Source organism: Kitasatospora griseola (assembly GCF_014648555.1).
GTDB lineage: Bacteria > Actinomycetota > Actinomycetes > Streptomycetales > Streptomycetaceae > Kitasatospora > Kitasatospora griseola.
In genome coordinates this window covers 6838-21988 of the sequence record NZ_BMRI01000046.1, presented here as the reverse complement: position 1 = coordinate 21988, position 15151 = coordinate 6838, and the positions used below count along the sequence as shown (strand labels likewise).

15 protein-coding genes are annotated in these 15151 nt (G+C 74.0%); 5 read left to right on the top strand and 10 right to left on the bottom strand.

All coding sequences use genetic code 11. The annotated features are described in order from the left end of the window. From IEZ12_RS39640 to IEZ12_RS33735, 3 genes are all read right to left on the bottom strand, one after another. Window positions 1-735: phosphohexomutase domain-containing protein (locus IEZ12_RS39640; RefSeq protein ID WP_505744231.1), on the bottom strand; the 735-nt coding region annotated here is incomplete at its 3' end. 154 nt (window positions 736-889) lie between these two features. Next, window positions 890-1720 carry a purine-nucleoside phosphorylase gene (locus tag IEZ12_RS33740; protein WP_189277692.1) on the bottom strand — a complete coding sequence of 277 codons (831 nt, stop codon included), beginning with the start codon at window positions 1718-1720 and terminating at the stop codon, window positions 890-892. Window positions 1721-1875: 155 nt separating this feature from the next. Beyond that, window positions 1876-2313 (bottom strand): gamma-glutamylcyclotransferase family protein, encoded by a 438-nt coding sequence (locus IEZ12_RS33735; RefSeq protein WP_100587284.1) that lies wholly within the window; start codon window positions 2311-2313, stop codon window positions 1876-1878. A gap of 142 nt (window positions 2314-2455) precedes the next feature. On the opposite strand from IEZ12_RS33735, the gene IEZ12_RS33730 reads away from it, so the two are divergent. The 3 genes from IEZ12_RS33730 (at window position 2456) to IEZ12_RS33720 (ending at window position 6446) form a co-directional block, all read left to right on the top strand. Continuing rightward, on the top strand, window positions 2456-3910 hold the full coding sequence (locus tag IEZ12_RS33730) for an NAD(P)H-quinone dehydrogenase (protein WP_100587285.1): 1455 nt from the start codon (window positions 2456-2458) through the stop codon (window positions 3908-3910). 198 nt (window positions 3911-4108) lie between these two features. Beyond that, window positions 4109-5026 carry a DeoR/GlpR family DNA-binding transcription regulator gene (locus IEZ12_RS33725; RefSeq protein WP_043916429.1) on the top strand — a complete coding sequence of 306 codons (918 nt, stop codon included), beginning with the start codon at window positions 4109-4111 and terminating at the stop codon, window positions 5024-5026. A 112-nt stretch (window positions 5027-5138) separates the two neighbouring features. Next, window positions 5139-6446: a condensation domain-containing protein gene (locus tag IEZ12_RS33720; protein WP_189277690.1), complete on the top strand. Its 1308-nt coding sequence runs from the start codon at window positions 5139-5141 to the stop codon at window positions 6444-6446. Between the two features lie 49 nt (window positions 6447-6495). Here IEZ12_RS33720 and IEZ12_RS33715 read toward each other — a convergent pair whose 3' ends face one another. Further along, the gene (locus IEZ12_RS33715) at window positions 6496-8271 is read right to left on the bottom strand and encodes an acetyl/propionyl/methylcrotonyl-CoA carboxylase subunit alpha (RefSeq protein WP_189277687.1); all 1776 of its coding nucleotides are present in this window, start codon (window positions 8269-8271) and stop codon (window positions 6496-6498) included. Window positions 8272-8490: 219 nt separating this feature from the next. Continuing rightward, on the bottom strand, window positions 8491-9243 hold the full coding sequence (locus IEZ12_RS33710) for a hypothetical protein (protein WP_189277685.1): 753 nt from the start codon (window positions 9241-9243) through the stop codon (window positions 8491-8493). 242 nt (window positions 9244-9485) lie between these two features. On the opposite strand from IEZ12_RS33710, the gene IEZ12_RS33705 reads away from it, so the two are divergent. Beyond that, complete coding sequence (locus tag IEZ12_RS33705; protein ID WP_189277684.1) at window positions 9486-10238, top strand: alpha/beta hydrolase family protein; 753 nt, start codon at window positions 9486-9488, stop codon at window positions 10236-10238. Between the two features lie 7 nt (window positions 10239-10245). On the opposite strand, the gene IEZ12_RS33700 is transcribed toward IEZ12_RS33705, so the two are convergent. Together IEZ12_RS33700 and mmpB are read right to left on the bottom strand one after the other, a co-directional pair. Further along, window positions 10246-10857: a nucleoside triphosphate pyrophosphatase gene (locus IEZ12_RS33700; RefSeq protein WP_189277682.1), complete on the bottom strand. Its 612-nt coding sequence runs from the start codon at window positions 10855-10857 to the stop codon at window positions 10246-10248. A 10-nt stretch (window positions 10858-10867) separates the two neighbouring features. Beyond that, window positions 10868-11002 carry a morphogenic membrane protein MmpB gene (mmpB, locus tag IEZ12_RS40275; RefSeq protein ID WP_268250295.1) on the bottom strand — a complete coding sequence of 45 codons (135 nt, stop codon included), beginning with the start codon at window positions 11000-11002 and terminating at the stop codon, window positions 10868-10870. 246 nt (window positions 11003-11248) lie between these two features. Here mmpB and IEZ12_RS33695 point away from each other — a divergent pair, with 246 nt between their 5' ends. Next, window positions 11249-11668, top strand: a complete 420-nt coding sequence (locus IEZ12_RS33695; RefSeq protein ID WP_189277681.1) for a DoxX family protein — start codon at window positions 11249-11251, stop codon at window positions 11666-11668. Window positions 11669-11746: 78 nt separating this feature from the next. On the opposite strand, the gene IEZ12_RS40860 is transcribed toward IEZ12_RS33695, so the two are convergent. The 3 genes from IEZ12_RS40860 to IEZ12_RS39635 all read right to left on the bottom strand — a co-directional run. Next, complete coding sequence (locus IEZ12_RS40860; RefSeq protein ID WP_189277679.1) at window positions 11747-13507, bottom strand: GGDEF domain-containing protein; 1761 nt, start codon at window positions 13505-13507, stop codon at window positions 11747-11749. 168 nt (window positions 13508-13675) lie between these two features. After that, window positions 13676-14767, bottom strand: coding sequence for an adenylate/guanylate cyclase domain-containing protein (locus IEZ12_RS33685; RefSeq protein WP_043914292.1), 1092 nt, complete (start codon window positions 14765-14767; stop codon window positions 13676-13678). Window positions 14768-14960: 193 nt separating this feature from the next. Further along, a partial coding sequence (locus tag IEZ12_RS39635) for a biotin protein ligase-related protein (RefSeq protein ID WP_505744230.1) occupies window positions 14961-15151 on the bottom strand: 191 nt, incomplete at its 5' end.

Here is a 15151-nt window from a genome sequence, read left to right as displayed (position 1 = left end):
GCCGTGCAGCGGGGTGTAGACGGTGGTCAGTCCGCGCGGCCCGTCGGCGTCCAGGACGGCGGCGGCCCGGTCGAGGTAGGCGTCCAGGACGTCCTCGCCGAGCACCTCCCAGCCCTCGGTGGCGCGCGGGACGTCGGCGAGGGCGCCGAGCGCGTCGATCTCGGCGGCGATGTCGGCGTCGGCGGGCGGCACGATCTGCGAGCCGTCGCCCAGGTAGACCTTGTAGCCGTTGTCCTGCGGCGGGTTGTGGCTGGCGGTGACGACCACGCCGGCCGCCGCGCCCAGGTGTCGGATGGCGTACGCGAGCACGGGGGTGGGCAGCGGCCGGGGCAGCAGCGCGGCGCGCAGGCCGGCGCCGACCACCACGGCGGCGGTGTCACGGGCGAAGTCGTACGACTTGTGCCGGGCGTCGTAGCCGATCACCACCAGGTCGCCCAGCTCGGGGTGCTTGCGGACGTACCCGGCGAGGCCGGCGGCGGCGCGGATCACCACGGCGCGGTTCATCCGCATCGGGCCGGCGCCGAGTTCGCCGCGCAGGCCGGCGGTGCCGAACTGGAGCCGGCCGGAGAACCGTTCGGCCAGCCGCGACCAGGCGATCCGCTCCTCGGCCTCGACCTCGGGGCCCTCGGCGGCGGCCAGCAGCGCGGACAGCTCCTCCCGGGTCTGCGGGTCGGGGTCCTCGGCCAGCCAGGCACGGGCCCGGTCGAGGAGGTCGTTGGTGGGTGCCTTCGGCATGCGGCCCGCTCCCTGTACGTGGATGGACGGAGTGTGAGTACTGCGGCGGAGGGAGCGACGGCGGCCACCGAACCCGTCGATGGCCGCCGTCGTCCTGCGCCGATTCTCGGTCAGAGGTGCTGAGCTGCCCGGGAGTCGCCTCCCGGGCGGGGTGTCAGATGCGCTCCAGGACCTTCGCCAGCAGGGCGCCCATCCGTTCGGCGGACGCCTTGCCGGCCTCCAGCACCTCGGCATGGTTGAGCGGCTCGCCGGTGATGCCCGCGGCCAGGTTGGTGACCAGCGAGATGCCGAGCACCTCGGCGCCGGCCTCGCGGGCGGCGATGGCCTCCAGGGTGGTGGACATGCCGACCAGCTCGCCGCCGAGCACCCGGGCCATGTTGACCTCGGCCGGGGTCTCGTAGTGCGGGCCGCGGAACTGCACGTACACGGCCTCGTCCAGCGACGGGTCGACCTCGCGGCACAGCGCGCGCAGGCGCTTGGAGTACAGGTCGGTGAGGTCGACGAAGTTGGCGCCGACGATCGGGGAGTCCGCGGTCAGGTTGATGTGGTCGCTGATCAGCACCGGCTGACCGGGCGTCCAGCCCTGGCGCAGGCCGCCGCAGCCGTTGGTCAGCACGATGGTGCTGCAGCCCGCCGCGGCGGCGGTGCGCACGCCGTGCACCACGGTGGCCACGCCGTGGCCCTCGTAGTAGTGGTTGCGGCCGAGGAACACCAGCGCCCGGCGGTCGCCGTCGCCGGGCATGCGCACCGAGCGGATGGTGCCGGCGTGGCCGGCCACCGCGGGGGCGGGGAAGCCGGGCAGGTCGGTGACCGGGAACTCGGCGAGCGTCTCACCGAGGGCGTCGGCGGCCGGCACCCAGCCGGAGCCCATCACCAGGGCGACGTCGTGGCGCTCGGCGCCGGTGAGTTCGCGCAGCCGGTCGGCGGCTTCCCGGGCGGCGGCGTAGGGGTCGGCGGAGACGACCGTCTGAGGAGATGCGTTCACATGGTCGAGGATAGGTCAAATCTGCCTACGCGCGTAGACAACGGGGCCGAGCCATGCCGGATCGTTACCGGAATGCACGGAACGCCGCCATTCGTCCCCGCCGGGCCGACGGGGACGCGGCCGAACTCCCGTCCGCCGCAGGCGCGGACGCGCCGTCAGCAGGGGCGGTGGCGCAGGTCCAGCACGTAGTCGTCGGGGGCGCCGGCGCTCTCCGCGGCGTCCGCGATCAGGCCGAGGTAGCGGGCCGCGGGCAGGCCGCCCTCGTAGTCGTTCAGTACGTACGTCCACACCGCGACTTCACCGTCCAGGGTCTGCGCGCGCAGCTTCACCTTGCGGTAGATGCCAAGCTGCACGCCCTCCCAGCGGTCCAGGCCGTCCTCGTCCATCGGGGCGACGTCGTAGAGCGAGACGAAGACCTGCTCCTTCTCGTCCTCCACCACGGTGGCCAGCGAGCCCTCCCAGCCCAGCTGCTCGCCGCCGAAGGTCAGCCGCCAGCCGGGCAGCCAGCCGGAGCCGCGCAGCGGGGAGTGCGGGGCACGCCGGCTCATCTGCCGGGCGTCGAGGTTGGTGGCGTAGGCGGCATAGAGCGACATGTGCGTCAGCCTACGGGAGCGGCCCGCCCGCAGCCCCCGACCGGGCCCGCCCGCGGACCCCGCCCCTACCGGCGCCCCCGGGCCGGGAGCAAGGGTCGACAACAACGGCCCCGGCGTGGAATCCGTTCCGGCGTGCGGGACAATGGAGCACGTGACTCGGATCGTGATCATCGGTGGCGGACCAGGCGGATACGAGGCGGCCCTCGTGGCCGCCCAGCTCGGCGCGGAGGTGACCGTCGTCGACCGCGACGGTCTGGGCGGATCGGCGGTGCTGACGGACTGCGTGCCGTCCAAGACGCTGATCGCCACCGCCGAGGTGATGACTACCTTCGACAGCTCCTACGAGGAACTCGGCATCCTGGTCGCGGACGGCACGCCGGACGCCGCCGACCCGGCCCGGGTGGTCGGAGTGGACCTCGGCAAGGTGAACCGACGGGTGAAGCGGCTGGCGATCGCCCAGTCGCACGACATCACCCAGGCCGTGACCCGGGCCGGCGTCACCGTGCTGCGCGGCCGCGGCCGGCTCGGCAGCAGTGGGCAGGCCATCGACGGCTCCCGCGAGGTGCTGGTCGACCACACCGACGGCCGGGTCGAGTCGCTGCGCGCCGACGCGGTGCTGATCGCCACCGGCGTGCGCCCGCGCGAACTCCCCGACGCCCAGCCGGACGGTGAGCGGATCCTGGCCTGGACGCAGGTGTACGACCTGGAGGAGCTGCCGCGCGAGCTGATCGTGGTCGGCTCCGGCGTCACCGGCGCCGAGTTCGCCGGCGCCTACCAGGCGCTCGGCTCGAACGTCACGCTGGTCTCCTCGCGCGACCGGGTGCTGCCGGGCGAGGACCCGGACGCCGCCGAGGTGCTGGAGGACGTGTTCCGTCGCCGCGGCATGAACGTGATGGGCCGCAGCCGCGCCGAGAGCGTCAAGCGGATCGGCGACCGGGTCGAGGTCACGCTGGCCGACGGCAAGGTGATCACCGGCACGCACTGCCTGATGGCGGTCGGCTCCATCCCCAACACCGCGGACCTGGGCCTGGAGGAGGCCGGCGTCGCGGTCAACGACTGGGGCCAGATCAAGGTGGACCGGGTCTCCCGCACCTCCGCCCCCGGCGTGTACGCGGCCGGCGACTGCACCGGCGTGTTCATGCTGGCCTCGGTGGCCGCTATGCAGGGCCGGATCGCGATGTACCACGCGCTCGGCGACGCGGTGCAGCCGCTGAACCTGAAGACCGTGGCGTCCAACGTGTTCACCGACCCGGAGATCGCCACCGTCGGCTACACCCACGCCGACGTGTCCTGCGGGAAGATGGACGCGGTCGAGATCAAGCTCCCGCTGCGCGGCAACCCGCGGGCCAAGATGCAGGGCATCCGGGACGGCTTCGTGAAGCTGTTCGCCCGCCCGGGCACCGGCATCGTGGTGGGCGGCGTGGTGGTCGCGCCGCGCGCCTCCGAACTGATCCACTCCATCTCGATCGCGGTGGACAACAACCTGACGGTCGAGCAGGTGGCCAACACCTTCACCGTCTACCCGTCGCTGTCCGGCTCCACCGCCGAGGCCGCCCGCCAGCTGCACATCCGCAAGCGCGAGGGCGCCGGTTCCTGACGTTCCACCGGCTCGTTCGGGCCGAGCCGGGCGCACGCCGCCCGGCTCACCCGCCCGGCGGAGCGCGCATTGTACGGTCGTGCGCCGCTCTTGGGTGAGCAAATCCGGTTACCAGGTGCAAACGCCTGAAAGCAGACGGTCACTCGGGTTACCGTCGGTTCTGTGTTTGCTGCAGAACGTCGCCAGTTGATCCTTGAGATGGTGCGCGCCAACGGAGCCGTGTCGCTCCGAGAGCTGGCCCGCGTCGTCCAGACCTCCGAAGTCACCGTCCGCCGGGACGTCCGGGCGCTGGAGGCCGAAGGGCTGCTCGACCGCCGCCACGGCGGCGCGGTGCTCCCCGGCGGCTTCAGCCGGGAGCCCGGCTATCCGCAGAAAACCCATCTCGCCGCGGCCGAGAAGAGCGCCATCGCCGATCTCGCCGCGGGCCTGGTCGAGGAGGGCGACGCCATCGTGGTCGGCGCCGGCACCACCACCCAGGAGCTGGCCCGCCGACTCGCCCGGGTGCCCGGGCTGACGGTGGTCACCAACTCGCTGCTGGTCGCCCAGGCGCTGGCGCACGCCAACCGGGTCGAGGTGGTGATGACGGGCGGCACCCTGCGCGGCTCCAACTACGCGCTGGTCGGCAGCGGCGCCGAGCAGTCGCTGGCCGGGCTGCGGGTCACCAAGGCCTTCATCTCCGGCAGCGGGCTGACCGCCGAGCGCGGCCTGTCCACCGCCAACATGCTCTCCGCCAGCGTCGACCGGGCCCTGGTGCAGTCCGCCAACGAGGTGATCGTCCTCGCCGACCACACCAAGCTCGGCGCGGACAGCATGTTCCAGACCGTCGCCACCGACGCCATCACCCGGCTGGTCACCGACGAGCACACCGCGGCGGAGGACCCGACCGCCCGCGAACTCGACGCGCTCGCCGACTGCGGGGTGCAGATCTCGGTCGCCGCGCTCGGCCTGCCCGCCGAGGCCCCGGCGGTGCACCCGCAGCCGTCCGCCGCACCGCCCCGCCGCCCCGTCCCGCCGGCCGGGCTCGCCGCCCCCGGCACCCCGCTCCCCGGCCAGCGCCGCCCCGCCCCGCACGGCGGGCTGCCGATCGCCGCGCGGCTCGCCGAACGGATCCGCTGACCGCTTCCGGCCCGGCGGCCGCTGCCCCCTGGCAGGCCGGCCGGGCCCGCTTGTAGCGTCTGCGCCCATGGACGCAGCGAGCGAAAGACCCTACGGCACAACGGAATTGACGGTGCGTGCGGCCCGCGGCGGGCAGGGCCCCGCGACCTGGGGGCAGCGGGCCATCCACACCGCGCTGGTGAAGCTGGGCCCCGAGGCGCCCCGGTACAACCTGCGGATGGCGGCGCCCGTCGAGCCGGGCCTGCCGTTGGCGACGGCGCTCGGGGCCTTCACCGAACTGCTGCACCTGCACGACGCGTTGCGCACCCGGCTGGTCGAGCGGGACGGCGACCTGGTGCAGGAGGTGGACGCGGACGGGGCGCTGCCGGTCGCCGTGCTGCACCGCGACAGCGCCGAGCGGGCCGCCGGGGCCGCGGCGGAGCTGCTCGCCGAGTTCGCCGCCCGGCCGTTCGACCTGTCGGGGGAGTGGCCGGTGCGGCTCGGCCTGGTGCTGGTGGACGGCCTGGTCCGGCAGGTGGCGCTGGTGCTGTCGCACACCGCCTCGGACGGCTGGGGGATGCGCCGCGCGGTCCGCGACCTGACGCTGCTGGCCGGTGGGCGCAGCGCCGCCGAGCTGCGCGCCGAGCGGACGTTCGCGCAGCCGCTGGAGGAGGCCGCCGAGCAGGACTCGCCGCGCGGCCGCCGCCGGGACGCCGCCGCCCGCCGGCACTGGCGGGACAAGCTGAGCCGCGGCCCGCGCGCCCAACTGCCGCGCCCGGACGGCGAACCGGACCCGCAGCGGCGGTTCCCGTTCGCGGTGCTGCGCTCCCCGGAGCTGGCCGCCGCGCTGCCGCGGGCCGCGGCCCGGCTGCGCGCCAGCGACGCCACGGTGCTGCTGGCGGCCGCCGCCACCGAGCTGGGACGGCTGGGCGGGCAGCGCGAGGTGCTGTTCCAGGTGGTGGTCGGCAACCGGTTCACCGAGCCGGCTGCGGAGGCCGTCACCACGCTCGCCCAGGAGGGCCTGTTCCACCTCCCGGAGCTGGCCGAGGACTTCGCGGCGACGGTCGGCCGCTGCCAGGGCCCGGCGCTCAGCGCCTACCGTCACTCCGGGTACCACAAGCCGCAGTTGGACGCCGACCTGGCGGCGCTGCGGGCGTCCGGCGTGGAGCCCGCCGACCACTCGGTGATCTGGAACGACACCCGGGACCCGCTGGCCGTGGCGATGTCCGACGGGGCGGCCGAAGCCGGGGAGGTGGAGCGGGAGCTGAGGTTCCCGGAGGCGTTCCCGGCCCGCCCCGGGGTGTCCGTCGCGGTGGACGTGGTCGCCGTGCCGGGCGCGATCGAGCTGCTGATGGTCGCCGACGGCGCGCTGCTGGAGCGCCCGCAGATGGCGCAGTTCCTGTGCGGCGTCGAGCAGTTGGTGCTGGAGGCGGCCGGATAGGCCGAAGGGCGGCGGGAGCCGGTGGACTCCCGCCGCCCTTCCGGACGGATCAGACGTCCTTGATCTCGCAGAGCGCGGCGCCACTGGAGACCGACTGGCCGACCTCGGCCTTCAGGCCGACCACGGTGCCGGCCTTGTGGGCGTTCAGCGGCTGCTCCATCTTCATCGCCTCCAGGACCACGATCAGCTCGCCCTCGGCGACCACCTGGCCCTCCTCGACGGCGACCTTGACGATGGTGCCCTGCATCGGCGAGGCGAGGGTGTCGCCGGAGACCGCGGAGGCGGCCTTCTTGGCGCCCACCCGGCGCTTCGCCTTGCCCGCCGAGGCGCCCGCGGCCGGGGCCGAGGCGACGCCCAGCGAGGACGGCAGCGACACCTCGATGCGCTTGCCGCCGACCTCGACCACCACGGTCTCGCGGCCCTCGGGCTCCTCGCCGTCGCCGCCGGCGCCGACGAACGCCGGGATGGTGTTGTCGAACTCGGTCTCGATCCAGCGGGTGTAGACCGTGAACGGGCCCTCGGAGCCGTGCACCTCGGGGGCGAACGCCGGGTCGGTGACCACGGCCTGGTGGAACGGGATGGCGGTGGCCATGCCCTCCACCTTGAACTCCTCCAGGGCGCGCTTGGCGCGCTGCAGGGCCTGCTTGCGGTCGGTGCCGGTGACGATCAGCTTGGCCAGCAGCGAGTCCCAGGCGGGGCCGATCACCGAGCCGGACTCCACGCCGGCGTCCAGGCGCACGCCCGGGCCGGACGGCGGGGCGAACAGCGTCACGGTGCCGGGCGCGGGCAGGAAGTTGCGGCCCGGGTCCTCGCCGTTGATCCGGAACTCGAAGGAGTGGCCGCGGACCTCCGGGTCGTCGTAGCCGAGCTCCTCGCCGTCGGCGATCCGGAACATCTCCCGGACCAGGTCGAGGCCGGTGACCTCCTCGGACACCGGGTGCTCGACCTGCAGACGGGTGTTGACCTCCAGGAAGGAGATCAGACCGTCCTGGGAGACCAGGAATTCGCAGGTGCCGGCGCCGACGTAGCCCGCCTCGCGCAGGATCGCCTTGGACGCCCGGTACAGCTCGGCGTTCTGCTCGGCCGTCAGGAACGGCGCGGGCGCCTCCTCGACCAGCTTCTGGTGGCGGCGCTGCAGCGAGCAGTCACGGGTGGAGACGACCACCACGTTGCCGTGCTGGTCGGCCAGGCACTGGGTCTCCACGTGCCGCGGCTTGTCCAGGTACTGCTCGACGAAGCACTCGCCGCGGCCGAACGCGGCCACCGCCTCGCGCACCGCCGACTCGTACAGCTCCGGGATCTCCTCCAGCGTGCGGGCGACCTTCAGGCCGCGGCCGCCGCCGCCGAACGCCGCCTTGATGGCGACCGGCAGGCCGTGCTCGGACGCGAACGCGACCACCTCGTCGGCCCCGGACACCGGCTCGGCGGTGCCCGCGACCAGCGGGGCGCCAGCGCGCTGCGCCACGTGGCGGGCGGTGACCTTGTCGCCCAGGTCGCGGATGGCCTGCGGCGGCGGGCCGATCCAGGTCAGGCCGGCGTCGATCACGGCCTGCGCGAAGTCGGCGTTCTCGGACAGGAAGCCGTAACCGGGGTGGATCGCGTCCGCACCCGAATCGGCGGCCGCCTTCAGGACCTTCGCGATGTCCAGGTAACTGCTCGCGGGGGTGTCGCCGCCCAGCGCGTACGCCTCGTCGGCCGCCCGCACGTGCAGCGCGTCCCGGTCCGGCTCGGCGTACACGGCGACACTCGCGATGCCGGCATCCCGGCACGCCCGGGCGACGCGGACAGCGATTTCGCCGCGATTGGCGATGAGCACCTTGCGCACTGTGGCTCCCTTCTCGAACCTCGTCGAGTCTATGGATTGAAGGGCGCTACCGGCGAGTAGTCCCTGGTGGTGAGCGTGCTCACACGCTCGGTGTCCCGATTTCCGTACGGGCGGCGGCGGTTGGCGGCGCGCCGCAGGTCGCGGACGCGCGGGGGGCCGCGCCGGGGTGCCCGGCGAGCCGGGCGGACCGGGTGGCCTTCGCCACACCGGGGTGTCGGATCAAGCGGCCGCCGGCTGCGGCGGGGCGGTCGCCCCGGCGGTCACGTCCGCCTCGAACTCGACCACGTCCGGGCCGTAGGCGCGGGCGTTGACCACCCGCAGCACCACCGCGAACGCCCCGTCCGGGCCGTGCCGGCGGGCCAGCGACCGGTGGTGGGCGGCCAGGTAGCGGACCGCGGCGTGGTTGGAGACCGCGGTCTGACCGGCGATCAGGAACACCGGTCGGCTGCCCGGCCGCAGGTGTATCCGGGCCAGCAGCGCGTACGCCGTCCCGCCCGGCTGCTCGGCGGCCGTCCGGAAGGCGAACTCCCGGTCCCCGACCAGCAGCGTGCGGACCGGATGCCCGGCGCCCTCCGGCGGGGCGACGAACACCGCGCCGGGCAGCCAGGACGCCAGGTGCGCGGCGGTCCGGGCGTTGCTCTCCGGGCCGCCCACGCAGAACTCGGTCTTGTCGCCCAGCCCCTGACGCACCTCGTCGTGCGAGGTCAGCACGGATCGGGCACCGCACTCGCGGACCAGCGCGGCCAGCTCCATCAGCGCGTACACGTCGTCACGGGCCACGCTGTGCGGATCGGCCGAGGAGACCTGCCGGTTGGCGACCAGCAGCGCCTCGCCGCCGGACGTCAGCCCGAAGAACGCGCGCTCCCGCTCCAGCCGGCGCCGCCGGCGCAGCGTCTGCGCCAGCCAGCCGAGGCCCGCGCTGATCGCCGAAGCGACCAGGCCCAGCACGACGTTCAGCACACCATCGGTCATTTTCCGCTTCCCGTCGCCCCTTTCCGGTCCGGTTCGCCAGCCTAACGGCGGCCCACCTGCCCAGGGTGTGGAACTGTGCAACAGATGTGGGGCTCCGGTTCTGTCCAATTCCGCACCTTGCGAACCGGAAGCCGCTTCCTCTCTTACCGCCGCGGCATAACGGAATGGTTCAGACCATTGACCGGGTTCGGCGGCCGTCCCTAGCGTCGCCACCACATATCCGCAGAATTCACGGGGGAATCGTGAAGCGCATCGTCCTGCCCGTCGCCCTGGCGGCGACCGCCCTGTTGCTCACCGCCTGCTCCAGCAGCGGCAGTTCGACCAAGGCCGCGGCCGCGCCGTCGCCCACCGCCAAGACCTACGGCTGCCTCAGCAAGGAGCAGGCCGCCAAGGGCTCGTTCGCCCTCGACGCGGGCACCGCCGGCGGCACCGGCCTGGACGCCTACTACCGCGACTCGGACGCCGGCGGGGCCAAGGCGGGGGTGATCTTCTCCCACCAGCTGAGCGGCTCGCTGTGCGAATGGGCGCCGGTGTTCGACGAGTTCACCAAGGCCGGGTACGCCGTGCTGGCCTTCACCTCCGAGGGCGACGTCACCGAGGGCATCAAGGCCTCCGCCGTCCGCCTCAAGGAGAAGGGCGTCACCGGCCTCGCCCTGATCGGCGCCTCCAAGGGCGGCACCTCCTCGCTGGTCGCCGCCAAGCTGGACAGCCCGCTGCCGATCAAGGCCGTGGTCTCGCTCAGCTCGCCCGACGTGTTCAACCAGCTCAACGCGGGGCTCGCGGTCAAGTCGGTGAAGATCCCGACCTACTTCGCCGCCGAGGAGATGGACGCCCCGTTCGCCGCCAACGCCAAGGAGCTGTACGACGCCTCGGTGGCCGAGGACAAGCAGCTGAAGATCTACCCGGGCGGCAACCACGGCGCGCCGCTGCTCAAGGACGGCGCGCTGCCCGACGTCAAGGCCTACCTGGCCAAGCACGCCCCCGCGGCGGGCTGAGGGTCCGTCAGGCCCACAGGTCGGTGATCCGCACGTCCAGCTCGGCGAGCAGGCGGCGGAGCAGCGGCAGCGACAGGCCGATCACATTGCCGGGGTCGCCGTCGATCCCCTCCACGAACGGTGCCGAGCGGCCGTCCAGGGTGAACGCCCCGGCCACGTGCAGCGGCTCGCCGGAGGCGACGTAGGCGGCGACCTCGGCGTCGTCCGGCGTGCCGAACCGGACGGTGGTGGAGGCGGTGGCCTGCGCCTGCCGTCCGGTGGCGGTGTCGATCACGCAGTGGCCGGTGCGCAGCACGCCCGCGCGGCCGCGCATCGACCGCCAGCGCTCGATCGCCTCCGCGGCGTCGGCCGGCTTGCCGAGCGCCAGGCCGTCCAGCTCCAGCACCGAGTCGCAGCCGATCACGAGCGGCGGCTCGCCGGGCTCGGCGGCCAGCTCGCCGGCGATCTTCTCGGCCTTCGCCACCGCCAGCACCAGCGCGAGCTCGCCGGGCGTCGGCGCGGACAGCGCGTCCTCGTCCACCCCGCTCACCCGCACCAGCGGATCCAGGCCAGCCTGCCGCAGCAGGCCCAGCCGGGCGGGTGAGGCGGACGCGAGAACGAGCGGGCGGCGAGCGGTCATGCCGCCCAGCCTAGCCGTGCGGGGCCAGCAGCAGCGTCGCGGCGATCATGGCCAGCACCGCCAGCACCACCGCCGTCCGGTGCAGCCTGCGCTGGACTTCGCGGGCCTCGGGCGAAGGTTCGTCGCGGGGGTCTGACCAGAGCATTCGATCAGCCTGCAACGCGGGAGCGGTGCGGCGCCTGAGTATCCGTACTCAGTCCCGGCACGAGTGATGGTTCGGACGCCTGCTTGACGTCGCGCCGTTGTCACCCTGCAATGGACCCACTGACTTGTCCGGTTCATGATCGGCCCCGTGCGGGGAGCCGAACTCCCCCCACGGACCGACGGCAGGTCGACTCCAGGTCAGGGCACGCACAGCAGACCACCCCACTGGTTCCGGCTGAGGAGTCCCATGTCCGACCTCGTCACCACCGCAAGAGCCGCCACCGACGCGGCCCGCCCGCACCTCGTCGCGCTCCACCGGGCCGTCACCGGCCTCCTGTTCGCCTGCCACGGCGCCGCCTCCCTGTTCGGCGTCCTCGGCGGGGCGCACGGCGGCGGCACCGTCCCGATCGGCAGCTGGCCCGGCTGGTACGCCGCCGTCATCCAACTCGTCTGCGGCGCGCTGGTCCTGCTCGGCATCGGCACCCGGACCGCCGCGCTGGTCGCCTCCGGCTCGATGGCCTACGCCTACTTCTCCGTCCACCAGCAGAACGCCCTGTTCCCCCTGCAGAACGGCGGCGAGCCCGCGGTGCTGTTCTGCTGGGCGTTCCTGCTGATCGCGGCGGTCGGGCCGGGCAGCTTCGCGGTCGGGCGGAAGTTCGCTCGCTGAGCGACTGCGCGACTGGGCGACTGGGCGGCGCCCCGGTCTCGCGCCCGCTCGCGCCGCCGTTGTGCTCCTCGCCGCGGTTCACGACGGCGGCGGGGAGCACGGCCCCGACAGGGCCACGGCCACCAGCGAGCGCAGGGCCGGTGCGACCTGGCCGAGGGGCAGGGTGGACTCGTCGGCGAAGAGTTCCACCAGCCAGCCGCCCGCAGGGTTCGCGCCGCCCGCCGCGACCATCGCCCGGTAGCCGGAGACCACCATCACCGCCTCCTCCGCCGCGTCGTTGCCCGGGGCGCCGACCCGCAGGGCGAACGCCCCGCCGGTCACCGCCCGGCCGGTCAGCGGGTAGTGCCGCAGGTCGAACACCGCGTCCGGGGCCTCGATCTGGGCCCGCTGGGTCTGTGCCCGGGCCGAGGCCGGGCCGCCCGTCATCCGGTACACGGCGTGCCGGGCGGTGCGCATCAGCGGCGAGCCCGGCGGTACGTACGACACCCACCAGCCGACGGCGTTGACCAGTCGGGACGCGGTCTCGGCGAGGACCGACAGCCGCCCCAGCGTGTCCGCGGGATGCGTCACCGCGCCCTGCACGCCGCCCTGGTCCAGGGCCGCCAGCACCGCCGCCAGCAGCTGCCCCGGGTCGGCGCTGTGCGCGGAGCCCCGGAATCGCCGCCGGTCGCCGTTCGGCCGGCCGCCCGGCGCCCGTCGGCTGTCCGCGAGCTGCACCACCGGATCCGGTGCGAACCCGGGCCCGTGGCCCCGGCCCGCCACCACCGGGTGCGCCGCCCGGGCCGCCTTCGCCCGGTACTGCGCGGCGTCGGCCAGCCGGAACAGCCGGTCCGCGGTGGTGACCGGGCCGATCGAGTCCCCGGTCGAGGCGATCCCGCAGGCGACGCCCTCGCCGTCCGTCAACTCCAGTGCGCGGGCGCACAGTTCCTCCGCGACCGCGACCACCTCGTCCGCGGACTGGCCCTCCGCGAGCAGGCAGAACTCGTCGCCGCCGAGGCGTGCGGCGAGGCTGCCCGGCAGCTTCGCCGCGGTGAGCGACAGCTGGTGCGCGAACCGCTCCAGCAGCCGGTCGCCCATCTCGTGGCCCAGCTGGTCGTTGACCCGCTTCAGCCCGTTCACGTCGCACACCACCAGCGTCACCACCACGCCGTCCCGGGTGTGCGCCTTCAGGGACTCCTCCAGCCGGGCGTCCACGGCGCGACGGTTCGCCAGGCCGGTCAGCGCGTCCGTGAACGCCAGGCGGCGCAGGTCGGCGACCCGCTCGGTCTGCGCCAGGCCCGCCGAGATCTGCGCGGCCAGCAGGGTCGCGTACTCGGCGTCGGCGTCCGTGAACACCGGCATCCCGATCCCGCGCGCCAGGTACAGCTCGCCCCACGCCTGACCGTGCAGCACGATCGGCGCGACCAGGCAGCAGCCCCTCCCGCGACGCCGCAGGCCCGCCGCGCGGGAGCGGCAGAACGCGCCGGACGCCGGAAGCGGATGACCGGCGTGCGGGCCGAGGTCCTCCGCCGTCTGCACCCACGCCCGGGGGAGCCGGCCGGTGGTCCAGTGCTCCTCCAGGTACGTCACGATCTCCGGGAAGTCCGCGACCGGGTACGACTCGTCCTCCGGCAGCTCCTCCTCGCCAGGCGCGAGCTCCCCGTGGTTGACCAGCACCCGCAGCCGGCCCGACTCGCGGTCCCACACCGAGACGGCCGCCATCGTCGCCCCCAACGCGGACGTCGCCCGCGCCGCCGCGGCCCGCACCGCCTCCAGCGGCGTCATCGCCCCGGCCATCGCCTGCGCGAGCTCCACCACCGCCTGCAACCGCGAGTCCGGCGCCGCAGCCTGCTCACTCATCGTCGCCACATTCCCTCCCGCGGGCTGTTTCGTCCAGCCTAGGGGGGTTTGAGGGGATTTTCGGCTAGGCAGGCGGGCGTGAACACCGGGGCGCGTGGGGGCGCCTCCCGGCCCACCGGGGCTGGGGGAGAGCTGCGCGACAGGCGCCGACGAGTCGTCATGCGCCGCTCAGGCGGTGGCGGTGGGGGTGCGGGTGAGGAGCCAGGGTTCGACCAGGCCGAGGCCGCGGACCGGGCGGCGCCACATGGGCTGGAGGTGGAAGCGGTGGCCGGGGGCGGGCGGGGTCTCGGGGAGCGTCGCGGTGCCGTTGTGTTCGAGGGCCGCCGCGAGTTCGCCGTCGACCAGGACGGCGTCCTTGGGGGCGATGGAGGTGAGGCGGGAGGCCAGGTTGACGGTGGTGCCGAAGACGTCGCCCATACGGGAGGTGACGGTGCCGAAGGCCATGCCGACGCGCAGGGCGGGCATGTTGTCCTCCTTGGCGAGGGTCTCGACCAGGGAGAGGGCGATCTCGGCGACGGTGGCCGGGTCCTCGGAGACGAAGAGGATCTCGTCGCCGAGGGTCTTGACGACCCGTCCGCCCTGGCCGGCGATCAGGTCGGAGCAGGTGTTCTCGAAGCCCTCGACGAGTTCGCCGAGCTCCTCCTCCTCCAGACGGCGGGAGAGCCGGGTGAAGCCCACCAGGTCGGCGAAGGCGACGGCGAGCCGGCCGGAGGTGGTCTCGTGGTCCTCGGCGGCCTGCACGACCCGGCCGGTGACGGCGGCGAGTTGGCGGCGCCAGACGTAGACCAGGAACTGTTCGAGCTCGGGGAGGAGCAGCTCGACCAGCGGGTAGGCGACGTCGGAGCGGGTGAGGCCGGGTTCGACGGGCTGGGTGAGGTTGTCGAGGAAGGTGTCCATCTGCCAGCCGGCGAGTCGCGCGGTGGTCTGGCCGGTGGAGCGGGCGACCTGGATCGCCATGGGTTCGCTGAGCAGCCCGGACTCGATCAGGCCGGCCAGGCGGCGCAGCGCGATCACGTCGTTGTCGTTGAGGGCGCGGGACTGGCCGATGTCGGGGAAGCCCATGGCGCGCCAGAAGCGGGTGGCGAGGTCCATCGGGACCTCGGCGGCGCGTGCGGCCTGGTACGGGGTGTACTTGCGCGGGGCGTCGAGGATCAGCCGCTCCAGGTCGGTCGCGACGGTGGTCTCGTCCGTCTCGCCGGGCGTGCCGGCGGGAGTGCCGCTGTTGCCGGAGCCCGTGGTGGCGCCGCCGTTGTCTGTCACCGGTCCGTCCCCGTGCGTCTGCGCACTTGTGTCTTGCCGTCCTCGGGGTTGGCTGCGCGACCACCGCGGGGGTAGTGGCGAGCCTCACACCGCTGCCAGGTGGAATGTTCGCACGGAATCGCGTAATCCGGGGCATCCGCCCGGCAGCCGGTCCGAGGGTCCCGCAGGGTGAGACCGGCCCTGCGCGACGCGGTCAGTTCTGCGGGCGTACGTGCACCACGTCGCCGGCGGCGACGGCGTGCCGGGTGCCGTCGGGGGTGCGGACCACCAGTCGGCCGTCGCCGTCGACGGCCACCGCGTCGCCCAGCAGTTCGCGTTCGCCGGGGAGTTGGACCTTCACGGGCCGGTTCAGGGTGGTGCAGCGGGCGGTGTACGCGGGGAGCA

Excerpts from the sequence above, each read along its gene's own strand:
- IEZ12_RS33735 (WP_100587284.1), bottom strand. The coding sequence starts at position 2,313 with ATGTCGCTCTATGCCGCCTACGCCACCAACCTCGACGCCCGGCAGATG.
- IEZ12_RS33730 (WP_100587285.1), top strand. The coding sequence starts at position 2,456 with ATGGAGCACGTGACTCGGATCGTGATCATCGGTGGCGGACCAGGCGGA.
- IEZ12_RS33725 (WP_043916429.1), top strand. The coding sequence starts at position 4,109 with ATGGTGCGCGCCAACGGAGCCGTGTCGCTCCGAGAGCTGGCCCGCGTC.
- IEZ12_RS33710 (WP_189277685.1), bottom strand. The coding sequence starts at position 9,243 with ATGACCGATGGTGTGCTGAACGTCGTGCTGGGCCTGGTCGCTTCGGCG.
- IEZ12_RS33700 (WP_189277682.1), bottom strand. The coding sequence starts at position 10,857 with ATGACCGCTCGCCGCCCGCTCGTTCTCGCGTCCGCCTCACCCGCCCGG.
- mmpB (WP_268250295.1), bottom strand. The coding sequence starts at position 11,002 with ATGCTCTGGTCAGACCCCCGCGACGAACCTTCGCCCGAGGCCCGCGAA.
- IEZ12_RS33695 (WP_189277681.1), top strand. The coding sequence starts at position 11,249 with ATGTCCGACCTCGTCACCACCGCAAGAGCCGCCACCGACGCGGCCCGC.
- IEZ12_RS40860 (WP_189277679.1), bottom strand. The coding sequence starts at position 13,507 with ATGAGTGAGCAGGCTGCGGCGCCGGACTCGCGGTTGCAGGCGGTGGTG.